General features: G+C 59.5%; 18 protein-coding genes. 8 read left to right on the plus strand and 10 right to left on the minus strand.

Annotated elements, in window-relative coordinates; all coding sequences use genetic code 11:
* Window positions 1–22 precede the first annotated feature (22 nt).
* Window positions 23–379, minus strand: a complete 357-nt coding sequence (queF, locus tag Pan181_RS10320) for a preQ(1) synthase (RefSeq protein ID WP_145246735.1) — start codon at window positions 377–379, stop codon at window positions 23–25.
* A 106-nt stretch (window positions 380–485) separates the two neighbouring features.
* On the opposite strand from queF, the gene queC reads away from it, so the two are divergent.
* Together queC and Pan181_RS10330 are read left to right on the plus strand one after the other, a co-directional pair.
* Complete coding sequence (queC, locus tag Pan181_RS10325; protein WP_197529135.1) at window positions 486–1,196, plus strand: 7-cyano-7-deazaguanine synthase QueC; 711 nt, start codon at window positions 486–488, stop codon at window positions 1,194–1,196.
* A gap of 92 nt (window positions 1,197–1,288) precedes the next feature.
* Window positions 1,289–1,975, plus strand: coding sequence for a 7-carboxy-7-deazaguanine synthase QueE (locus Pan181_RS10330; protein ID WP_145246736.1), 687 nt, complete (start codon window positions 1,289–1,291; stop codon window positions 1,973–1,975).
* Window positions 1,976–2,056: 81 nt separating this feature from the next.
* Here the strand turns inward: Pan181_RS10330 and Pan181_RS10335 are convergent, their stop codons facing one another.
* The 3 genes from Pan181_RS10335 to purD form a co-directional block, all read right to left on the minus strand.
* A complete protein-coding gene (locus Pan181_RS10335; protein ID WP_145246737.1) occupies window positions 2,057–3,127 on the minus strand; it encodes a hypothetical protein in 1,071 nt (356 codons plus the stop codon).
* A gap of 145 nt (window positions 3,128–3,272) precedes the next feature.
* Window positions 3,273–6,698, minus strand: coding sequence for an FtsX-like permease family protein (locus Pan181_RS10340; protein ID WP_145246738.1), 3,426 nt, complete (start codon window positions 6,696–6,698; stop codon window positions 3,273–3,275).
* Between the two features lie 45 nt (window positions 6,699–6,743).
* Window positions 6,744–8,036 (minus strand): phosphoribosylamine--glycine ligase, encoded by a 1,293-nt coding sequence (purD, locus tag Pan181_RS10345; protein ID WP_145246739.1) that lies wholly within the window; start codon window positions 8,034–8,036, stop codon window positions 6,744–6,746.
* A gap of 216 nt (window positions 8,037–8,252) precedes the next feature.
* Here purD and Pan181_RS10350 point away from each other — a divergent pair, with 216 nt between their 5' ends.
* The 5 genes from Pan181_RS10350 to Pan181_RS10370 all read left to right on the plus strand — a co-directional run bounded on the left by Pan181_RS10350 (window position 8,253) and on the right by Pan181_RS10370 (window position 13,444).
* Window positions 8,253–9,413, plus strand: a complete 1,161-nt coding sequence (locus Pan181_RS10350) for a DNA adenine methylase (RefSeq protein WP_197529136.1) — start codon at window positions 8,253–8,255, stop codon at window positions 9,411–9,413.
* Window positions 9,414–9,415: 2 nt separating this feature from the next.
* Window positions 9,416–10,129, plus strand: a complete 714-nt coding sequence (locus tag Pan181_RS10355; RefSeq protein WP_145246741.1) for an EcoRI family type II restriction endonuclease — start codon at window positions 9,416–9,418, stop codon at window positions 10,127–10,129.
* Between the two features lie 384 nt (window positions 10,130–10,513).
* On the plus strand, window positions 10,514–11,329 hold the full coding sequence (locus Pan181_RS10360) for a DUF4261 domain-containing protein (RefSeq protein WP_145246742.1): 816 nt from the start codon (window positions 10,514–10,516) through the stop codon (window positions 11,327–11,329).
* Between the two features lie 404 nt (window positions 11,330–11,733).
* Window positions 11,734–12,417: a metal-dependent hydrolase gene (locus Pan181_RS10365; protein ID WP_145246743.1), complete on the plus strand. Its 684-nt coding sequence runs from the start codon at window positions 11,734–11,736 to the stop codon at window positions 12,415–12,417.
* Window positions 12,418–12,526: 109 nt separating this feature from the next.
* Window positions 12,527–13,444 carry a hypothetical protein gene (locus Pan181_RS10370; protein ID WP_145246744.1) on the plus strand — a complete coding sequence of 306 codons (918 nt, stop codon included), beginning with the start codon at window positions 12,527–12,529 and terminating at the stop codon, window positions 13,442–13,444.
* A gap of 2 nt (window positions 13,445–13,446) precedes the next feature.
* Here the strand turns inward: Pan181_RS10370 and Pan181_RS10375 are convergent, their stop codons facing one another.
* The 5 genes from Pan181_RS10375 to preA all read right to left on the minus strand — a co-directional run bounded on the left by Pan181_RS10375 (window position 13,447) and on the right by preA (window position 18,192).
* Complete coding sequence (locus tag Pan181_RS10375; RefSeq protein WP_145246745.1) at window positions 13,447–13,761, minus strand: Rieske (2Fe-2S) protein; 315 nt, start codon at window positions 13,759–13,761, stop codon at window positions 13,447–13,449.
* Between the two features lie 22 nt (window positions 13,762–13,783).
* The gene (locus Pan181_RS10380; RefSeq protein WP_145246746.1) at window positions 13,784–14,770 is read right to left on the minus strand and encodes a class I SAM-dependent methyltransferase; all 987 of its coding nucleotides are present in this window, start codon (window positions 14,768–14,770) and stop codon (window positions 13,784–13,786) included.
* A 36-nt stretch (window positions 14,771–14,806) separates the two neighbouring features.
* On the minus strand, window positions 14,807–15,853 hold the full coding sequence (locus Pan181_RS10385; RefSeq protein WP_145246747.1) for a zinc-dependent alcohol dehydrogenase family protein: 1,047 nt from the start codon (window positions 15,851–15,853) through the stop codon (window positions 14,807–14,809).
* Between the two features lie 92 nt (window positions 15,854–15,945).
* The gene (locus Pan181_RS10390) at window positions 15,946–16,872 is read right to left on the minus strand and encodes a hypothetical protein (protein WP_145246748.1); all 927 of its coding nucleotides are present in this window, start codon (window positions 16,870–16,872) and stop codon (window positions 15,946–15,948) included.
* A 192-nt stretch (window positions 16,873–17,064) separates the two neighbouring features.
* The gene (gene preA, locus Pan181_RS10395; RefSeq protein ID WP_145246749.1) at window positions 17,065–18,192 is read right to left on the minus strand and encodes an NAD-dependent dihydropyrimidine dehydrogenase subunit PreA; all 1,128 of its coding nucleotides are present in this window, start codon (window positions 18,190–18,192) and stop codon (window positions 17,065–17,067) included.
* A gap of 228 nt (window positions 18,193–18,420) precedes the next feature.
* On the opposite strand from preA, the gene Pan181_RS10400 reads away from it, so the two are divergent.
* Window positions 18,421–19,254: an ABC transporter permease gene (locus Pan181_RS10400; RefSeq protein ID WP_145246750.1), complete on the plus strand. Its 834-nt coding sequence runs from the start codon at window positions 18,421–18,423 to the stop codon at window positions 19,252–19,254.
* 30 nt (window positions 19,255–19,284) lie between these two features.
* Here the strand turns inward: Pan181_RS10400 and Pan181_RS10405 are convergent, their stop codons facing one another.
* Window positions 19,285–19,740, minus strand: coding sequence for a secondary thiamine-phosphate synthase enzyme YjbQ (locus Pan181_RS10405; RefSeq protein WP_197529139.1), 456 nt, complete (start codon window positions 19,738–19,740; stop codon window positions 19,285–19,287).
* Window positions 19,741–19,769: the final 29 nt, after the last annotated feature.

Consider the following 19,769-nt stretch of genomic DNA (forward strand, 5'->3'; position numbering starts at 1 on the left):
GAGAAGGGTTGACCGCGGTCCGCTACATCGCGGCCGTGTACTGGGCGGTGACCGTTTCGGTGATACCGCCACGTGCGTTAAAGGCAGCTTCGATCTTCATCCAACGTGGTTGGCAGATCGCTACCAGGTCGTCGAGCATCGTGTTGGTCACGTGCTCGTAGTAGATGCCCTGATTCCGGTAGCTCTGCAGGTACATCTTCAAGCTCTTCAGCTCAACGCAGACCTTATCCGGAGTGTACGAAATGGTGATCGTGCCATAGTCGGGCTGGCCTGTTTTTGGGCAGACCGACGTGAACTCGGGCGCGACGATTTCGATCTTGTAATCGCGGTCGGGGAATTGGTTCTCGAAGGATTCGAGGATTTGTCGATTTTCGGACATCGTGGTTTGGCTCTCCTGTTAAACAAGTTGTCATTTTGGCATGATGGAACCCCTGGCGAAAGGTGCCACATTCCAACGATCTGCCGTCTAATACCAGTTTTTAAGCATGATGACCCAGAAAACCGCAACCAAAGGCAAAGCCGTTGTCCTGCTGAGCGGCGGACTCGACTCGGCCACCACGGCCGCCATTGCTCGCCAGCAGGGGTTCGAGCTGTACGCGCTGAGCGTCGATTACGGGCAGCGGCACCGATTTGAGCTCGAAGCGGCCGCCCGCGTGGCTCAGGCCATGGGGGTGGTGGAACACAAAACCGTGCAGATTTCGCTCGACACCCTCGGCGGCAGCGCCCTGACCGACGACATCGAGGTGCCGCAAGATCGCGACGATGCGGCGATCGCCACCGGAATTCCGGTGACGTACGTGCCGGCCCGCAACACGGTGATGCTGTCGCTGGCGCTGGGATATGCCGAGGTGATCGGTGCGGCCGATCTGTTCATCGGCGTCAACGCGGTGGACTATAGTGGCTATCCCGATTGCCGGCCGGAATACATCGCAGCGTTTGAGCAACTGGCCAATTTAGCCACAAAAGCAGGCGTCGAAGGTACTTTGCGTTTCCAAGTGCATACTCCCTTGGTAGAATGGACGAAGGCACAGATCGTTACGCGGGGAAGCCAATTGGGGGTTGATTATGGCTTGACGCATACGTGCTACTCGCCGAACGACCAAGGCGTATCCTGCGGTCGTTGCGACGCCTGCCAATTGCGGCGCAAAGGCTTCGCCGAGGCGGGGCTGACCGATCCGATTGCGTACCAGGGTTAGCCTGGCGGTTGGCCATAGCGAACGATGAATAACGCACCGCAAACACGCGGGTAGCGTTGCTCCCACCCCCATTGAAGCTTGAAGAGACTCCCGTGCGAATTGCTGAAATCTACAAATCGACCCAGGGCGAAGGACTGCTCACCGGCACGCCGAGCGTGTTCGTGCGGGCGAGCGGTTGCAACTTGCGGTGCTGGTACTGCGATACCCCGTTTGCCTCCTGGTTTCCCGAAGGACACGACCTGGGAGTCGACGAAATCATCGCCCAGATCGACGAGTGGGAGTGTCAGCACGTTGTGATCACTGGCGGCGAACCGATGCTCTATGCCGAGTTGATCCCGCTGTGTCAGCGACTCCGCGAGCGCGGGCAGCACGTTACGATTGAGACCGCTGGCACGCTCTATTTACCAGTGGAATGCGACCTGATGTCGGTGAGCCCCAAGTTCGCCAGTTCGGCCCCTGCCCGTGAGACGAACCACCGCTGGCATCATCGCCACAACGAAACCCGGTTTCGCCCGAAGATAGTTCGTCAACTCATGACGCGGGGTGACTACCAGCTGAAGTTCGTGATCGACGTGGAAGACGACCTGCCAGAGGTCGAGCAGTTTGTCGCCAGCATCGGCGATGTCGATCCAGGTCGGGTGCTGCTGATGCCTCAAGGGGTGGAACAGCCCGAGCTAGAACATCGCGCGGTATGGCTCAAGCCTTACTGCCAGCAACATGGGTACGTGTTCTGCCCACGTAAGCAAATCGAATGGTTCGGCGCGATCCGCGGCACCTGATTGACTCGCTTGCCCGGTTTGAGCGATAAAGCGCGATCTTGCGCAGTCGGCCGTTTGTCGGCAACACGCTTATAGCAGCGGTTACTTGTCGGTAAGCGGCTGCGCGGGGGTGTTCTTGCCCTTCACTGGTTCGGCATGCTTACTTGGCTTGGCCCCTGGCCGGCCCCCGCGGGGGGCAAACACCAATACCATGGCCGAGCCTGCGATCGACAGGATCAGCCCGGCGATGAAGAAGCCGCTCAGGTCGCCCAGTTTGCCTTTATTGATCGCACTGAACAACACGTTCACCACGGGAGCACCACCAAAGATGAGCGGCATCACAAACACTGGTTTGCCGCCAAAATTGAAGGCCATGATGATGCCGAGTGCGCCGATCGCCCCCGCAGCACCTGCCCCAAGACTCCAGAGCGTGCCTGGGAAACTGTAGCTACTGGTTTCGGCAAGGTTGGGGATCACTAGCAGCATGTTCGGAACCACGACTGCGATGGCGAAGTAGGCGAGTCCTACGCACAGCAGTGGACGCAGACGACTGTGGTCCATCGCAGCCTGGCCTTTATGCAACACCGGCCCGTAAGCACCCCAGCAAAGTATTACCATGCTGATCGACAACAATTGCCAGACTGAATTCATAGAGAACAGGTTGAAGCCCTTCGCACCCGAAGCAGTGGGACTGAAGATGAGCACCGTCACGGCACCTAGCAGCACGATCACCAGTCCGGCCAGGAAGAGCGGGCCGACTTCCTTGAGTTTCTTGGCCCAGACAATCGTCAGGAATGAGTTCACGACCGGAGCCCCACCAAACACCAATGGCATCACATAGATGGCACTGCCACCGAAGGTGAACGCGAGGATAATACCGAGTGCACCGAGCGCACCGGCGGCCCCGCCGGCCAGGCTCCAGATGATGCCGGTCATGGACCAATGCCCTTTCTCCCCGCGCAGGTACAGCAGCGTAGCCGGAACGATCACACCGATGGCAAAGTAGGCCATGCCGACACACACAAACGGACGCCAGCGGGCCAGATGGGGTGGCGGAGCATCCATTGGGCCGCTGAACATGCCTTCTTGTCCGAAGTGAAGTACAGGGCCGTACAGTCCCCAACAGACGATGGTTACGGCAAACGAGGCGATAATCAGCAGCAGGTTGCGCATGATAGAAGGTGGGGATGAAAGGCGGGGCGGGGCGAGAGCACGTGAGCGTACTACTGTAGCGAAACTCAACGCGGGCGGCCACTGTACTTCGGAAAACAAGGGACGAAACGCTATACGCACCGCTCACTTGGTCAATCGCCCTTGGTCAATCGCCCCGCAAGGCTGGCAGGATTGCCTGCCGAAGTGTGCCGCGAGTCGCAAGCCAGGTTGCCAGTAGTCCCACCAGGGTGACGATGGCCAGCAGAGCGGCCGCGGTGCCCCATGGTAGAGCTGTTTGATAGGTGCCGAGCTGCGGAATCAAGGCCAAAACGGCCGCCAAGGCTCCCAACAACAATCCCCCTGCGACCAGGGCGAGATTCTCCAGCAGTACGAGCCAAACCACCCGGCGACGACGGTACCCCACGGCCTGCATTAGGGCGAGTTCGCCGCGGCGTTCGAGCACGTTGCGCAATTGAACTACCGCCAGGCCGATGGTGCCTAGCAACAGACCGAGCCCGCCGAGCGACTGGAACGTGGTAAGGTAGGTGTTCTGTACCGCCAGGAAACTGGCCAAACGCACCTTGGCATTCTCGACGTCCATGCCGTAGTCGGCCAGGCGATTCTCGAGCAACGTATCGAGCGGCATCGCATCGGCGGCTGGTTGCTGTTTCTCGCGAATCAAAAACAGCTGCGAGCCCGACTCGTTGGGATACATCCGGCGGAAGTGTTCGTCGCTTACGATCAAATCCCCCTGCAAAATGCTGTTTTGCAGCAGACCGACTACTTCGAGCGTCACCGGTTGATCGTTTGAGTCGACGATGGTGAGCTGGTCCCCTACCGAGCCTGAGAGGTGCAGGCTGTACATGGCGGTCGCCAGGTCGAGTACCACTGGCACCACCGGCTGGTCGTGGTCGTCCTTGCCGAGGTCGATGTTCAAGTCGGGCGGAGCCTCGGGGGACCAGTCGGTCTTCGACCACGCAAAGTTGTTCATTACCCGCCCGGCGTCGCGAACCCCCAGCACTCGTGGCTGCGCGGTGCGGTAAAGGTTCAGGCAACTGGCATCCTCGCCACCGTGGACACGGAGCGACTCGACCGTGCAGCCGCCCAGGCGATCCATCTCGTCGTCGCGAAACGCCAGTTCGAGCTGACCCTGTTCGGTGCCGAGGTCGTAGTGCACCGGGGCGTCGGTCGTTGCGTACCAATCGTAGTTGCCGGTGCCGGCTTCACTGGGAGCCAACCGGAAAGCGCTGATCGCCAGCAGCAGAAAACTGGCCGAGGCCACCAGGCCCATCGTCAGGGTGCTTCGCCCTGGCTGGCGGGCGAGGTTGGTCGCTGCCAGCCCGACGAGCGACATGCCAGTCGCCCGATGCCGCCCGTACGCTTGCCGACGCCAGTGCCGGCGAACCAACAGCAACACGCCGGTGAGCACGAGCGCACCAACACCGAAGAAGGTGCCCGCTTGAGCTTCGCCCGACAAGGTAGTCCCCCAGGCAGCCATCCCGCCGGCCGCGACGAGCATCGCCTCGGCCACTGGCCATCGTCGGCGTGGTTTACTGGAGACCTGCAAGCTGGAGTCGTCCTGCATGCTGCCAGCCAGCAAACTGCGCGGCGACTGTTTCAGCACCGAACGCAAGGTTCGCCAGGTGGTCAAGCCAGCGGTGGCCAGTCCCAGCAGGAAGCCGGTTGGGATGCTCCACGAGCCGACGTGCACTTCGAGAAACGGGGTCACAATTGCGTCGACCCACAGCGTTTTCAGTCCGGTCACCATGCACCAGGCGTAGAACACGCCGACCAACACGCCGATGAGTGCGCCGGTTACCGCGACCACCATGGCTTCGATGCCAAGGAAGCGGGCGGTCTTCGCCGGGGCGAACCCCACCGCGGTGAGCAGACCCACCTCGCGGGCACGCTCTTCCATGGCCAGGCGGAAGAGCAACACGAGCAGCATGATCGCCGCAGCGATCAGAAACATGCTGAAGCCGAGGAACAACCCATCGAACGGCGTGGTGCCGCTCGCGGCGGTGAGCCCCTGCTGTTTGACCGGCAGCATCGCCATGCCAAGCGTTTTGGGGTCGAGCTCGTTGCGAAGCAGATGCTTCACGTTCGACACGGTCGCTTCTTCACTCGCTGCCAGGCGGATCAGGCTAATGCTCCCCCAACGGGTTTGCCATTGCTGCTTCGCCAAGGTGAGCGAAATAAACGCTTTCGGCGTGGTGCTGTAGTCATCCCAGTAGTCTTCGTCGGCCTGGGTGATGCGTTCGGTGAGTTCAAACGGCAAGTCCCAATCGGAGATCGACTCCTGATCGGTCACTCCTTTGAGCTGCGGGGTGAGATGCGGATCGGCCGCCAGCGTGGGTTGGCCGTCCGCGGTCTTTAGCTCGGCGATCGCGACCAGCTTAAGCTCCAGCGGAGGCTCATGCTCGCGAAGATTGCCGTGTGTGCTCTCGGGCTCGTAGTATCGCAGCGTGACCGTGTCGCCGACCTTGGCTTCGAGTTGGTCGGCCGCCCAACGATTCAGCACCACTTCGTCGTCGGCCAGCTTCAGCGGTTCGCCTTGCTCGTTCAGCAGTGGACCGAGCAAGGCATTCGAATCGACCCCAGTGACCGTGGAGTAAGGCACCTTGCGATCACCGATGCGGATGGTGTTCGCCAAGTACGTAACGACCGGCTGCAGGTTGTCGTCGGCCAGCACCTTGTCGGCTGCCGAGACCACCAGCGGAGGCAGCACCAACTCGCTCGACTCAATCTGCAGTGTCTTGCCGTACTCGACCACCTGGATGCCATAGTCGGCCAGGCGGGGGCGGTAGTTATCGTCGAGCCATTGGCTGGCGTCGTCGCCGGTCGGCTTGGTGACTTGCTCGCTCGTTACCAACAGGGCGTTCGCTTTGCCGGGCTGGTCGATCGCGGTAGCCAGTTCCGTGAGCGGCACAAACACCGCCCGCGGCGGTCGCTGCGACGGTTGCATGCCAAAGCGGGCGAGGCCGCGGTCGGGTAGCACTCCGGCCACGCGGAAACGCTGCCCGGCGATCGTGTCGACCTTCTCTCCCAGTGGACTATCGGCCGGCACTTCCGACATCAGCGGCAACTGCAGCACGATCTCGTCGCCCGGCTTCGCCTGCAGGTCGTCGGCTACTTGTGCGGTGAGCCAAACTCCCTCGGCGGACGGTTCGCTGCGGGGATCGAACTCGCCGATGCTCCAGAACGCATCGGCCACGCCATACAGATTCAGGTTGCTCGCCCGCCGCGTCTTGTCGTCGGCCTGCATCGTCGCGGAGCCCTTCAGCAGCAAGGCGGGCTGAGCGCCGGTGAAGTGCTCGTCGAAGCCCCGCGCTTCGGTCAGTTCGGTCGCCAGTTGGTCGCGGAACAGCCGAGGCGACACTGCCGCCCGATCGATATGGCCTAGCCGCTGGAGCGTGAGATCGCGAAGGCTGCCGCGTACCGAGTCTCCCACCACCAGGGCGCCGGTGATCACTGCGGTGACGATGGCCACGGCTGCAATCACTGCCAGATGCATCCGCCAGTGATGACGCAGATTTGCCGTGATGTAGCTAAACGGATCGATGGTAGATTCTCCTGCGTGAGCAGCGGCCAAACTGCTGTCGGCCGCCGGCAACCAACCACAACGGACTCGTCGCGATTAGGAATCGATGCCGAGGGCCTTGTCCGAGATGTCTTTGCGACACCAGGCTCCTTGCCAACGAATGCACTTTACCGCTTGATAGGCAGCCAGCTTCGCCTTGGCAACCGATTCGCCCATTGCGGTGACGCCGAGCACGCGGCCGCCGACGTTTACCACTTGGCCGTCGATCAGCGAGGTGCCTGCGTGGAACACTTTCACGTCGGGCAGCGCGGCCGCTTCTTCGAGACCACGAATCGGGTGCCCCTTTTCGTAGCTGCCGGGGTAGCCTTCACTGGCCATCACCACGCACACCGCGGGGCGGGGATCCCACTCGAGCTCGCCAATCTCGTCGAGTCGTTGGTCGACCGCGGCGTCGAGCACTTCGAGCAAGTCGGTTTTCAATCGCATCAGCAGCGGTTGGCATTCGGGATCACCGAATCGCACGTTGTACTCCAGCACCTTGGGGCCACCCTTGGTGAGCATCAAGCCCGCATACAAAACACCGCGGAATGGTCGGCGGTTGCGCTTCATTTGATGCACGGTTGGCACCAACACGTCCGACTCGACGCTGGCCAGTAGTTTGTCGGTCACCAGCGGAGTGGGGCAGTACGCGCCCATGCCGCCGGTGTTGGGACCGCGGTCGCCATCGTAGGCGGGCTTGTGATCCTGCGCGGCTGGCAACGTGAGAATGGTGCGGCCATCGGTAATCGCCAGCACGCTCGCTTCCTGACCCACCAGCCGCTCTTCGATCACCAGTTGGTTGCCGGCATCGCCAAACTCTTTCTGCTCGGCGATCCGCTCGACCGCTTCGAGGGCCTCCTCGCGATTGCTGCAGACGATCACTCCTTTGCCGGCCGCCAGACCGTCGGCCTTCACTACCACCGGGGTATCTTCCCGCTCGGTCAGGTAGTGCTGGGCGCTCTCGGCATCGCGGAACACCCGGTAGTCGGCGCTCGGCACGTCGGCGTTGCGGAGCAGGTTCTTGCAGAACACCTTGCTCCCTTCCAACTCGGCAGCCGCCTTGGAGGGGCCAAACGCCCGCAGGCCGGCCGCTTGCAACGCATCGACCAACCCGGCGACCAGCGGGGCCTCGGGGCCCACCACGGTAAGGCCCACGTTGTTCTCTTTGGCAAACTTCACGATGCCTGCGGTGTCGGTGGCCGACAGATCCACGTTCTCGGCATCCACGGCCGTCCCGGCGTTGCCCGGAGCCACAAACACCCGTTCCGCGCGGGGGCTTTGGGCGATCTTCCAAGCCAGCGCGTGCTCGCGGCCTCCGTTACCAACAATCAATACATTCATCTTGAGCATACTAGGCAAGAGTGGGAGTACGGGAAAAAGGTAGGTGTAATCCTACACTTTGAAATGGAGGGGGGGTAGCGCTTCAGAATATCAAGCTATCTCATGCTCGATTTACGGCTATGATTACTGGCATTTGCTCCTGCACTTATGTACCAGTATACTACGGCGTCTGTACGCTTCGGGGGTGGGGTAAATATATAAGGAACGGTCCACGCGATGAGCAGCATGGAGCAGAAACTGGCTAAGGTGCCGTGTCGACAACTAGAGTTGTGGACCGACACGGAACGTGTGGAGTGCCGTAAATACTTGTCGAGTCAACTGATAACGTATATCGGAAACAAGCGATCTCTGCTCAATCAAATTAAGATCGCGGTAGAGCATGTCAAGAATCTATTCGGAAGAGATGGTCTTCGTACCGCGGATATCTTCAGCGGTTCAGGAGTCGTCTCAAGATTGCTGAAGGGATATAGTTCCTACTTAGTCAGCAATGATCTGGAAGACTATGCTGCCATCATTGCAAGATGCTACCTAGCCAATCGCAGTGAAGTGAATCTAACTCGGCTGGGTGAACTGGTAGCGGACCTTAACGCTAGAGTTGACAATGTAGAAATGCCGGAAGGGTTTATTCGAGAACTCTATTCGCCACGTGATGAGAAGCACATCAAGGCTAGTGACCGTGTATTCTATACGATCCAGAATGCTAGACGTCTAGACAATTATCGAAGGCTAATTGCTGAAACGCCAAAGCGTTACCACGATTTTTTGCTTGCCCCGTTGTTAAGCGAAGCATCTGTACATGCTAATACTGCAGGAGTATTTAAGGGGTTCTATAAGAATCGGAATACGAAGATTGGGCAGTTTGGTGGCAGCGGAGCCGATGCACTGCAGAGAATTCTTGGGGAGATCAAACTTGAGGTTCCCGTCTTGAGTCAGCACGAATGTCGCTTTGACGTATATAGCAGTGATGCTAATGATGTCGTAAGACAAGTTCGTGATCTAGATCTTGCATACTTTGACCCACCCTACAACCAACATCCATACGGCTCAAACTATTTCATGTTAAACTTGATTGCTAGTTACAAGCGGCCTGATGAGATAAGTCAAGTATCTGGGATTCCCGTTGACTGGAACCGCTCGGACTACAATGTACGTGCCAGAGCATTCGAGCGGATGGCTGATTTAGTTGAAAATACTGATGCGAAGTTTTTGCTTATTTCATTCAATGATGAAGGTTTTATTTCTCCGAGTGAAATGCGTGGTTTGCTAGCCGATTTTGGCACGGTTAAAGAGTATGAACATCAATACAACGCCTTTCGAGGTAGCCGTAGTTTCAAGAATCGTCCAATTCATGTTACAGAACATTTGTTTTTGGTGGAGAAGAGGTAGGCATGGCTCGCAAGCATCAGTTGAGAGAACAGCGAGCAGGCACAGTCATTAATGTGACCTCGAAGAAGCAAGAGTCTGAGATTATTCAGGCACTATCTGGTGTAGTAGACTATTTAGCGAATAAATATGGCAGCAGGATAAACCTGATTCATGCGAAGCAGTGGTTGCTGAAAGACATTGTAGCTGAGTTGCGACACACTTACCCCGAGGTTAGCTTTCACTACCATTTTGACAATAGTTCGATTCGACCTGATGGGGGAGTTCTATTCATACAGGGCGCGGACACGGACGAATTGACTTATCCAATACTGATATCCGAAGTCAAAAACCAAGGCACAAACGATCTTCGTGTTAAGGAAGGCCTTCCAAAGCAAGCCAAAGGTAATGCAATCGAGAGGCTTGGAAAGAATCTTATCGGATTGCGAACTGCCCTCATTCGGGAGAGTATTTTCCCATTCGTTTGTTTCGGGTACGGCTGTGATTTTGCCGCAAACTCTTCTATCCGAGATCGTGTATCCACAATGGCAATGTTTGGAGAGTTGAACAAGACACATTTACATGTTGAAGAGAGTGGTCGCTTTAATCGAGGGAGCTTCTACTTTCGGGAAGCTCGGTGGTCCGTGGGAGAGATGCAGGAGGTTATGAAAGACATCGCTGAAAGGTCGGTGCTCTACTACTTCTCGAAATATCGTGAGGAACACTTTCAAGTGGACTAATCCGATTCGGAAGCAGTGGTTGAGTCGACAATACCCCGACTCTGCCCATGCAATCACATATTAATGCTCTGCCACCGACAAGCCATCAACCATTTTGCCCGCTTGTGCCTCTGCGATGATTCTATTGTAGGCTCCTAGGAGTTCCGCCTAAGTCGTCTACGGTATGTCGAGGCACTCCCACTGGTTGCCTGTGATGTAGTCCCTCCAGGCGATCGCCACGCACACCATGCGGCTGGGCATCGCGATTCGGCGCTTCGAGACAAGGCACTTCGAGACAAGGCACTTCGAGACAAGGCACTTCGAGACAAGGCACTTCGAGAACAGGCACTTCGAGAACAGGCACTTCGAGAACAGGCACTTCGAGAACAGGTAAGGAGACAAACAATGTCGATTCAAACGACGGAACTCTTGTATCGCCAGCCGCCGGAGCTCGACTTCCGGGCCATTCGCGAGCGGGCGGAGCAGCTGACTGGTAGCACCGTTGAGCTTCCGGAGAGCGACGCTTCGCAGGCGGTCATCTTTCTGCACCCGGAGCACCTTCAGGAATACGCGGATAACAAGATGGCGGCTCCGCAGACCGCGATCCTGCGCGCTGACAAGGTGACCGATCCGGCGAAGTACGTCGACGAGTTGCAGCAGTCGTGGCTCTGCCGCGAGGCCAACGAGTTGATCGCAGGCACCAACCATGGCCTGCTGGTGAGCGAGATGTTGTCGCGGACCCTCACGCCGCCGGTGCGGGCGCGGCTGTTTCATGGGGTGCTGCAGGCGGTCATCGAGCATAGCGATCCCGCAGCGGTGGTCTGCAAGAACAGCCAGCAGATCATCCCCCCTCGGCTTTACCTGGATGGGTCAGAAGTGTCGCTGATCGAACGCCCCAGCGTGCTGAACGTACGGTTCTACAATGTCTCGAACTCACCCGGCACCATGTTGATGGACACCCGCGGGATGCAGGAGATTGGGCTGGTCGACTTGCAGTGCCATTTTCGCGATCTCGATCCACAGCAGGTGGCCTCGAAGCTCTTCAGCACCGCCCTCTACCTGTTTAAGGATGGCAACACGATCGAAGCGGGCGACACGCTCGAAGGCATCGAGCCTGGCACCAAGTGGACCTGTCGCTACGAGGACTCTCTGTGGGCGCCCGAGCGGCCGGTGCTCGATCTGAATCCAGGCGATCCGTTTGCGGCCGGCAACCGCTCGTAGGCAAGCAAAATCGCCAATATCCTGCGACAAAACGGCCAAAAATCGTTGTGGAAACGTCGCGGCAATTTGGTCTAATGAAGCGATGGTTGCGCCCGGTTTCGCGCCACCATCAAGGGTACGCCCGCTGGGCCCCTTCCCTGGTGTGTTGTTAACGGAACCTTAAGTTTTGCCCCCACCCCCACAACCCTTGGAGCACTTACGTTGATTCGAAACAAGGTAAACCCTGGTGTACGCTTGAGTTAGCACATCGAGCCATGTCGTAAGAAATGCCCCCACCCATCGATTTTCGCCAAATGGGGGCAAAACATTCGGTTAGCGCGGTGCCCCTTACCAAGCGGCCGCTCGACGTGGGACAATAGCGGAGAGCCTTCACTACCTCGATGGAACGTTTGCGGAGAAACCCAATGAAAGTTACTTGGTACGGTCACAATTGTTGGATGCTCGAAATCGCTGGTCAGCGGGTGCTGGTCGACCCGTTTCTCGGCGACTCGCCGACCGCACCGGTGAAGCCCGAGGAAGTCGAGGCCAACTGCCTGCTCGTTTCGCATGGCCATTTCGATCATATTGCCGACGCGGTGAGCATCGCCAAGCGGACCGGCGCCACGGTGCTGACAAACTTCGAAATCGGCAACTGGCTGGTCGCCCAGGGAGTTCCGCAAGATCACGTGGTCGGCATGAACCACGGCGGCGGCTACAACCTGCCGTTTGGGCGGGTGGAGTACACGATTGCCCACCACAGTTCGAGCCTGCCCGACGGTTCGTACGGCGGCAATCCTGGTGGCTTCTTGATTCAGGCCGAGGAGAAACGAGTTTACCTGGCGTGCGACACTACGACGTTCCTCGAAATGAAACTGCTCGGCACCGGCGGGCTCGACCTGGCGATCGTGCCGATTGGCGACCTGTTCACCATGGGGCCCGAAGCGAGCCTCGAAGCGATCAAGCTGCTCGGTCCCAAGCGGGTGCTGCCGTGTCACTACAACACGTTCCCCCCGATCGAGCAGGACGCCGAAGCCTGGGCGCAGAGCGTTCGCTACCATACCAACTCGGAACCGCTCGTCGTCGAGCCGGGTGAATCGGTCGAGATCTAAGCCCCCTACCCTCCCTCAGCATGGCAGGCCGCCCTCCTCCACCCAGAGACTCACGTTCGCCTGCTTGCCAAACCAAACATTCATCATTCAACGCTCGAAGAGAGTTCGCATGGCATCGGTAACTCGTGGTTTGTTGTTCGTGGTTGGTTTTAGCTGCCTGGCATCCCTGGCGGTTGCGCAGGAATTGCCCCGTTGGAAGTTCGCCGAAGGCGATCGCCTGCGGTACGAGGTGACACAGCAGACCGAACTCGAAGTCGAGGCCGGCAAAGCAGGCGACACTTCGAGCTTCGTCATGCAGACGTTGGACGTCGTCTGGTTTGTCGACAAGGTCGATGAAAACGGAACCATGACCGGCACCCAACGCGTCGAACGCATTCGGCTCGAGATGCGTCAACCATCCGGGATGGAGATCGAGTACGACTCGGCAGCCGAGACGGGAGCCGAAGGCCGCGCGGCGATGCTTTCGCCGTTGTTCGACGTATTGCTGGCGACCGAGGTGCCGATTACGGTGACCTCCGCTGGCGAAGTGACTCGCTGCGAGTTGGGCGAGAAGACCGTGAAGCAAATCGCCAGCATGCCTGCCACCAAGTCGATGCGCGAGTACGCCGCGGCCGAAGGTCTGCAAGCGATTGCCAAGCAAATTGCCCTGCCGTTGCCGGCAGCCGAGGGAGAATCGGCCAAGCGAAAGATCGACATGACCTTGGCCGTGCTGGGGACGCTCGAGGGCGAGGTGGTGTGGACCGCCGAGGCCAATGAAGAAGGCCCGCTGCAATTCAAACCGACTCTTACGCTGGCAATCGACGCATCGCAGGTGCCCGAAGAGATTGAGGGCTTCGCCCAGCCGAAGCCGCTGCAGAACGCGAGCATTCGCTCGCAAGAACTCACCGGCGAAGCCCAGTTCGACGCCGAAGCGGGCCGGCTGGAGTCGTCCGACTTCGATTTGCAGTTGGAGATCGTCGGCCAACTGTTCGACAACGAGGTGACCAATCACCTGCGGCAATTGATCACCGTGAAACGCAAGCAGTAACGCTACTCTGGTAAGCGAACCTGGATCTCGTCGCCTTCGACGCGGATTTCGTAGCTATCGACTTTCAGCCGCGGATTGTCGCACCAGGTTCCATCGCAAATGCTGAACCGCCAGGCATGCCAGGGACAGGCCACCGCGCCTTCGTCGTCCAGATAACCCGCGCCGAGCGACGCCCCCTGGTGTGGGCAGCGATCGTCGATGGCAAAGTACTCGCCTTTGTGGAGGAACAACGCAATCAACCGCCCTTGGTGTTCGAGGCTCGTGCCTTGGCCTTCGGCGAGACTGCCGACCTTCGCAATGGTTTGAAAATCAGTCATAGCATCCTTTACTCAAGTTGCGCTAGTTTCCCACGCTGGCCGGCTTCTCTAGCACGACGCTGTAGTAGCCGTGAGCGGAGTAGCCCACCGTGTAGGGCATCAACAGTCCGCAAATGGCGTTCTCCACCGCCAGCGGCGGCATCGTGCGACGGATCAACTTCACCGCCAGCGACATGTTAAAGAATCGCCGAGAGAGTCGGTAGAGACGCGCCAAGTCGGTCGCGGTGTCCGCCGAGCGATCGACGACGCTAACCAGCGAAAAGCCGAGGCTCGTTGCCATGGCTTGCCAGGAGTCCATCACCGCAAACGCATCGACGGCCGCGGTCTTCTCGACCAGTCGCGCTGCCTGCTGCAGCGGGGCGTCGAACGACTCGAGCGGTTGGTTGCGAAAACAATCGATTACCATCATCCGCCCACCCGGCCGCAGCACGCGATACGCTTCGGCCAGGGCGAGTTGCTGGTCGTCGGTTTGACAAAGTGTTTCAATCGCCAGCAAGGCGTCGAACGAACCGTCGGAGAACGAAAGTTGTTGATAGTTGGCTTCTACGAACTCGACATTCGCCAGCCCTTTCGCGTCGCGACGCGCCGAGCGAAGGTGGTGCGGAGACAGGTCGACCCCTACGAACTCGCGATCGGCAAACTGCTCGGCAAGCGAACGGACGTTGAACCCCATGCCACAGCCGAACTCGATCGCCCGCTTGGCATCGATCGCGTCGAGCTGTTCGGCAAACAACTCCACGTGCCGGCGGTGGCCCACTTTGTCGTTCGCGTCGGCCGGGGCGTCGCTGGTTCGCATGCCGATGTGCAACGCACCAGCACCGGAGTGAAACATGCGATACGCCCGCTCGCTCTGACGATAGTATTCCACCACCTCGTCGGCGGCGATCTGTCGCGCGCGAATCGACTCGGTGTCGAACGCCTTCTCCACCAGAGCAAGCGCCTGGTCGAGGGGAAGGTCAACAATGTTAGCAACAGCAGGTACCACAGGAGCAATCGACGAGTAATTCAACAGTGGGTGTTTACCAGAGTTCGAGGGAAGCAAGCCTTACCGCTTTGGCTCGATGACCGCCACGCCGACTTCGTCGAAGTGATCCATCGCGGCCAGCGCTGCGGGGGCTTCGCTGAGCAGAATCGAGCGGGTTACCAGTTTAGCAGCTTCGAGCCGCCCTCGGACAACAAGGTCGAGAAGTCGCGGATAGTCGCGTGCGGCCAGGCCATGGCTGCCGACGATTTCCAGCTCATGGGCGATCACCGGACCCATCGGCAGCGGAGGATTACTCTGATCGCCGGCGAGCAGACCGACCTGAACATGGCGGCCACGTTTGCGGAGCGAGAGAATCGAGTTGGTAGCAGTCGTCCGGCTGCCGAGAGCGTCGAGCGACAGATCGGCCCCTCGGCCGGTCAGCTGCCGCACAGCGGCGGGGATATCGTCGATATGGCTGGCGTCGAGCACCTCGGCAGCACCGAGTTGTTGAGCCAACTCGAGCGGCTGCTGGCGGATGTCGATGGCAATCGGCCGAGCACCCAGGGCGGCTGCGATAGCGACTGCGGCCAGGCCCACGCCGCCACAGCCATGCACCGCGACCCAGTCGCCAGGGCGAAGCTGTCCTTGGGCGGCCACCGCGCGGTAGGCGGTTGCCATTCGGCAGCCCAGGCTGGCGGCCGTGGCGAAATCGAGCGACTCCGGCAGGCGGACCAGGTTGAAGTCGGCGTAGCGAATCGCCACTCGCTCGGCGTACGATCCCCAACCGGTGAAACCTGGCTGAAACTGCTGATCGCATACTTGGGCGTTGCCCGTCGTGCATTCCGGGCAGGTGCCGCAGCCCGCGACAAAGGGCATCGTGACCCGATCGCCCGGCTTCCAGCAGGTGACGTCGCGGCCAACCTCGGCAACGATGCCCGCCAGCTCATGCCCAGGCACATGCGGCAGTACGCGGATGTCAGCATCGTGACCTTGCCAGCCATGCCAGTCGCTCCGGCAGAGTCCGGTCGCGTGCACCTCGATCACCGCCCCGTCGGGGGCGCACTCCGGCTCGGCCACCTCGTCGACTCGGATGGGGCCGCGAAACTCGTCGAAAACAACCGCTTGCATGGCCATGTCACTGTGGGCAAAACAAAAAACCGGGGACCGTCAGTCGGCCCCCGGAAGTATTCCGCTCGAATTGTACCGCGAATCCCCTGCTGCTAACAGCGGCGATAAGCGAGCACCATGGCGACCAACAGCGGCATCACCAGCAGCAGACCCGAAGGCTCTGGCACGACGAAGCCCACCCGCTCGACCAGATCGGGCTGCGAGAATTCGGCCGTGAGCGTGCTGAACGCGTCGGCCACTCGGGTGCCGTAGGCGGCCTCGGCCCGCAAGGTTTGCCAGACGTAAAAAGTCTGCCCTGGAACCACATCGAAATCGATGGTCGTGGTCCGCATGGCTTTCGCGCCGGCGGTGTCGTTTTCGATCAGCAGTGTATCAAGATCGTAGGCCGGAGCGTTGTTGTGGCTCAGCACCGTCGCACCAAGCTCGCTCAGCAGCGTGCCGATGCCATCGAAGAACTCGTAGTTCGGCGTATCTTCGAACACCGCGGCACTGGCATGAATGTTCGTCAACGCATTGGCGATCGAGCCATTGGTACCCACGGGGTCGTCGACGATGCCTTCGAGTTCGAAGGTCAGCGACAAGGTGGTCGCCTGCGAACCGGTGTACTGGAACTGATCGGAGACAAACGCGCTCGACCAGGCCACCGCCCCGGCTGGCAACTCACCCGCGAACGCTACGTTCGATCGATTGCCGGTGAGCCGAGCTTCGGCCCGCATGGGGGCAATCACGTTGCGAGTGAAGGGGAGCCCGGTAAACGAGCGAGCGTAGGCGCGGTCCCAGGGACCACGGCCAGCGAAGTCGGTCGTCACGCTATCGTCGAGCAGCGACTCCGCAATCGGAATGCCTGCCCCGCCGGCGGTATCGAACGTGAAATTCGTCTGGCCACCTCCGGCGAAGATGTCGCCGACCGAGCTAAAGGTTTGTGTTCCCCACTTCGGCGGCGCCTGGGCCCAGCAGGGCGACAACGCGCAGCAACTCACCATCACGCACAGAAAGAGATTCAGCCGCATTCCAGCCATGAGATCTTTCTCCCGTTAGAAGTTTTGCCCCTTGCAACGAGATCGAGCGGCGAGGTCTCGAGTTGTCGAAACCGCTCCCCAGCCCCCGGAACGAACATAATGTCGCCCGCAGCTGGAGTCAATCAAACGAACGAGAAAAATAGTGGGTTGCGTGGTGCGCGATTCACTAGGCGGCAGCTCAGCTCGCGTCGTTTAACCTCGCGAGAGGGCGTCGGACTGATCGACGAACGAGTCGCCATCCCACTCAGCGTCGGCCTGGATCATGCGAATATGGCTTTCAGCCTGACGGGCGGCCCGGGCTTCGGCCTGACGGCGGACCAGATCGGAGTGCGTGGTGAAGTACTGCAGCGAGTGGCCTTTGAACTCGTCGAGTGTCTCGAAGCCATGCTGCTCCATGAACTCCAGCAGTTGTTCCTTCATGGTCTGCACGCAGCGATAACCCATTTTCATCACGCCGGTGCAAACCTGCACCGTGTCGCAACCGAGCAGCAAGAACTGCGTAGCGTCGCGCCCGGTCTCGATGCCGCCGACGCCCGACAGCGAGCGGCCAGGGAACTCGTCTCGCAGCACCGTGGCGATCTCCATGCACATTCGCAGCGCGATCGGCATGATCGCCTGCGAGCTGTATCCCCCCGCGGTGCTGTAGCCTTCCACGCTCGGCTCAGGGCGGAGCGTATCGAGGTTCACCCCGACGACGCTGCGGATGGTATTGATGGCCGAGATGCCTTGGCACCCGGCTCGCAGGCTCGCGCGGGCGGGGTCTTCGATGCGGGTGACGTTGGGAGTCATCTTCACCCACACCGGGCGGTCGGCCACTTGCATGACCCAGCCGCAGACTTCCTCGAGCAGTTCGGGATCCTCGCCCATGGCCGAGCCCATGCGACGCTCGGTGAGTCCGTGCGGGCAGCTCATGTTCAGTTCGAACGCATCGACGCCGGTTTCCTGGCAGCGACCGACAATCTCGTGCCAGGCGTTCTGGTTGTACTCTTCCATGATCGAGGCGATCAGCACACGATCGGGGTACTTGTCTTTGATCAGCTTGAACTCATCAAGCCAGGTTTCGAACGGGCGATCGCTAATCAGCTCGATGTTTTCCCAGCCGTAGATCTCGCCAGTCTCGCGGCTACGCAAACGGGCGTAGCGTGGCTGCACGTTCACCACTTTTTCGGCTTCCAGGCTCACGGTCTTGCAGACAACCGCTCCCCAACCTTCATCGTAGGCTTTGCCGATGACATTCGCGTTCGTGCCCGGGGGGCCCGATGCGATGACAAAGGGGTTCGGCAACAACAGGCCATCAACGGTAGACGCGAGCTTTGGCATAGGAAGGGAGGGAGATGGGGACTGGCGTGCCGGATCGTTCGAAATCCCTGGTCCAGCTATCTAGATGTCGCGCGGGTCGCCTGTGGTCGCAGGCCGTTGGGCGGGTATAAATCCCTGGCTGCGTCTGACGCACTCCACCTTTCGAGATGATTAATGGTACACTTAAGGATTCCTGAGTTAAACTCCCCAATCCCCGGCCAGCCAGTAAACCGAGGCCCTTTCGCTGTGATGCAATATCCCAAGCTATTTCTGACGTTCGCCCGCAATAGCTTGATCCGCGATATGACGTTTCGCACCAACTTTCTGATCGAGGTCATCTCGAGCATCAGCTGGATGGTGATGAATCTCGGCTTTTACCTGCTGGTTTACAGCTATACCGACTCAATCGGCGACCCGCAAAACCCGGAAGACGGCTGGACCAAATATCAGTTCTTCGTGTTCATCGCGACCACCATGTTCATCAATAGCATTGTGCAGGCGATGTTCATGCCGAACGCCCAGGAAATGAGCGAATTGGTCCGCACCGGCGGGCTCGACTTTGCCCTGCTCAAGCCGATTGACACCCAGTTTCTGCTCTCGCTCCGGCGGGTCAATTGGTCGTCGCTAGGCAATTTTGTGGTCGCCTTCGGGGTGCTGATCTACGCGTCGCAGCACCTGGATCACACGGGATTCACCCTGGTGCAGTACTTGCTCTACCCCATTTACATCGTGTGCGGGGTGCTGATTCTCTACAGCATTATGTTCTCACTGGCGGCAACCAGCATCTGGCTTGGCCGCAATCAAACGCTGTACGACTTCTGGTTCTACATCACAAATTTCTCGCGGTATCCGCTCGAGATTTACAGCGGCAATGCCTTGGGCAACGCCTTGCAAACCGTGTTTACGTACTTTGTGCCGGTGCTGATTGTGATTAACGTTCCAGCTCGCATGATGGCCAAACCGCTCACTGCCGAATACGCCTACCTGGCGGGCTACGCAATTATCGCCACCGTGCTGTCGCTGGTGATCAACCGCTGGGTCTTCCAGCGGGCGTTGGCCAGCTACCGCAGCGCTAGCAGCTGAGTTGTGCCTGTGGTCCCCTGCCCTCCCCCGCTACTCGCCGTGCACGGTGACCACCACCGAGCGGCTGCGCGGCTTGATATCGCACTCCAGGTGAATCACCTGCTGCCAGGTACCGAGCACCGGGCGGCCATTTTCGACGGGAATCGTCAGCTCGGGACCGAGCCAGGTGGACTGCAGATGCGAGTGCCCGTTGCCGTCGTTCCAAGCCCGCTCGTGCCCGTAGGAGGTGCTGGGGGGAATCAGCTGGTCGAGAATCGCAGGCAAATCGCCGGCCAGGCCCGGTTCGAATTCAATCGCGGCGATCACTCCGGTGCTCCCGACGTTGAAAATGTGGGCGGTGCCGGTTTGAATAGAACTTCGCTGGATGATCTCCGACACCCTGCTGGAAATATCCTGCATGTCGCGGTGACCAGAGGTCTCCAGCTTAAACCGTTCCTGAAACACCATCGGCGCGTCTTTCGCTAAAATCGAGTAAAGGCGAGCCATTGCCCACCGAGTATTCATCGTTCATCCAT

This window comes from Aeoliella mucimassa, from assembly GCF_007748035.1.
In the GTDB taxonomy this organism is placed as follows: domain Bacteria; phylum Planctomycetota; class Planctomycetia; order Pirellulales; family Lacipirellulaceae; genus Aeoliella; species Aeoliella mucimassa.

Bases quoted from the DNA above. Each gene is read 5' to 3' on its own strand.
- purD (WP_145246739.1), bottom strand. From the start codon at position 8,036: ATGCTCAAGATGAATGTATTGATTGTTGGTAACGGAGGCCGCGAGCAC.
- Pan181_RS10400 (WP_145246750.1), top strand. From the start codon at position 18,421: ATGCAATATCCCAAGCTATTTCTGACGTTCGCCCGCAATAGCTTGATC.
- Pan181_RS10350 (WP_197529136.1), top strand. From the start codon at position 8,253: ATGGAGCAGAAACTGGCTAAGGTGCCGTGTCGACAACTAGAGTTGTGG.
- Pan181_RS10375 (WP_145246745.1), bottom strand. From the start codon at position 13,761: ATGACTGATTTTCAAACCATTGCGAAGGTCGGCAGTCTCGCCGAAGGC.
- preA (WP_145246749.1), bottom strand. From the start codon at position 18,192: ATGCCAAAGCTCGCGTCTACCGTTGATGGCCTGTTGTTGCCGAACCCC.
- queC (WP_197529135.1), top strand. From the start codon at position 486: ATGATGACCCAGAAAACCGCAACCAAAGGCAAAGCCGTTGTCCTGCTG.
- Pan181_RS10335 (WP_145246737.1), bottom strand. From the start codon at position 3,127: ATGCGCAACCTGCTGCTGATTATCGCCTCGTTTGCCGTAACCATCGTC.
- Pan181_RS10405 (WP_197529139.1), bottom strand. From the start codon at position 19,740: ATGGCTCGCCTTTACTCGATTTTAGCGAAAGACGCGCCGATGGTGTTT.
- Pan181_RS10370 (WP_145246744.1), top strand. From the start codon at position 12,527: ATGGCATCGGTAACTCGTGGTTTGTTGTTCGTGGTTGGTTTTAGCTGC.
- Pan181_RS10390 (WP_145246748.1), bottom strand. From the start codon at position 16,872: ATGGCTGGAATGCGGCTGAATCTCTTTCTGTGCGTGATGGTGAGTTGC.
- queF (WP_145246735.1), bottom strand. From the start codon at position 379: ATGTCCGAAAATCGACAAATCCTCGAATCCTTCGAGAACCAATTCCCC.
- Pan181_RS10385 (WP_145246747.1), bottom strand. From the start codon at position 15,853: ATGCAAGCGGTTGTTTTCGACGAGTTTCGCGGCCCCATCCGAGTCGAC.
- Pan181_RS10355 (WP_145246741.1), top strand. From the start codon at position 9,416: ATGGCTCGCAAGCATCAGTTGAGAGAACAGCGAGCAGGCACAGTCATT.
- Pan181_RS10365 (WP_145246743.1), top strand. From the start codon at position 11,734: ATGAAAGTTACTTGGTACGGTCACAATTGTTGGATGCTCGAAATCGCT.
- Pan181_RS10360 (WP_145246742.1), top strand. From the start codon at position 10,514: ATGTCGATTCAAACGACGGAACTCTTGTATCGCCAGCCGCCGGAGCTC.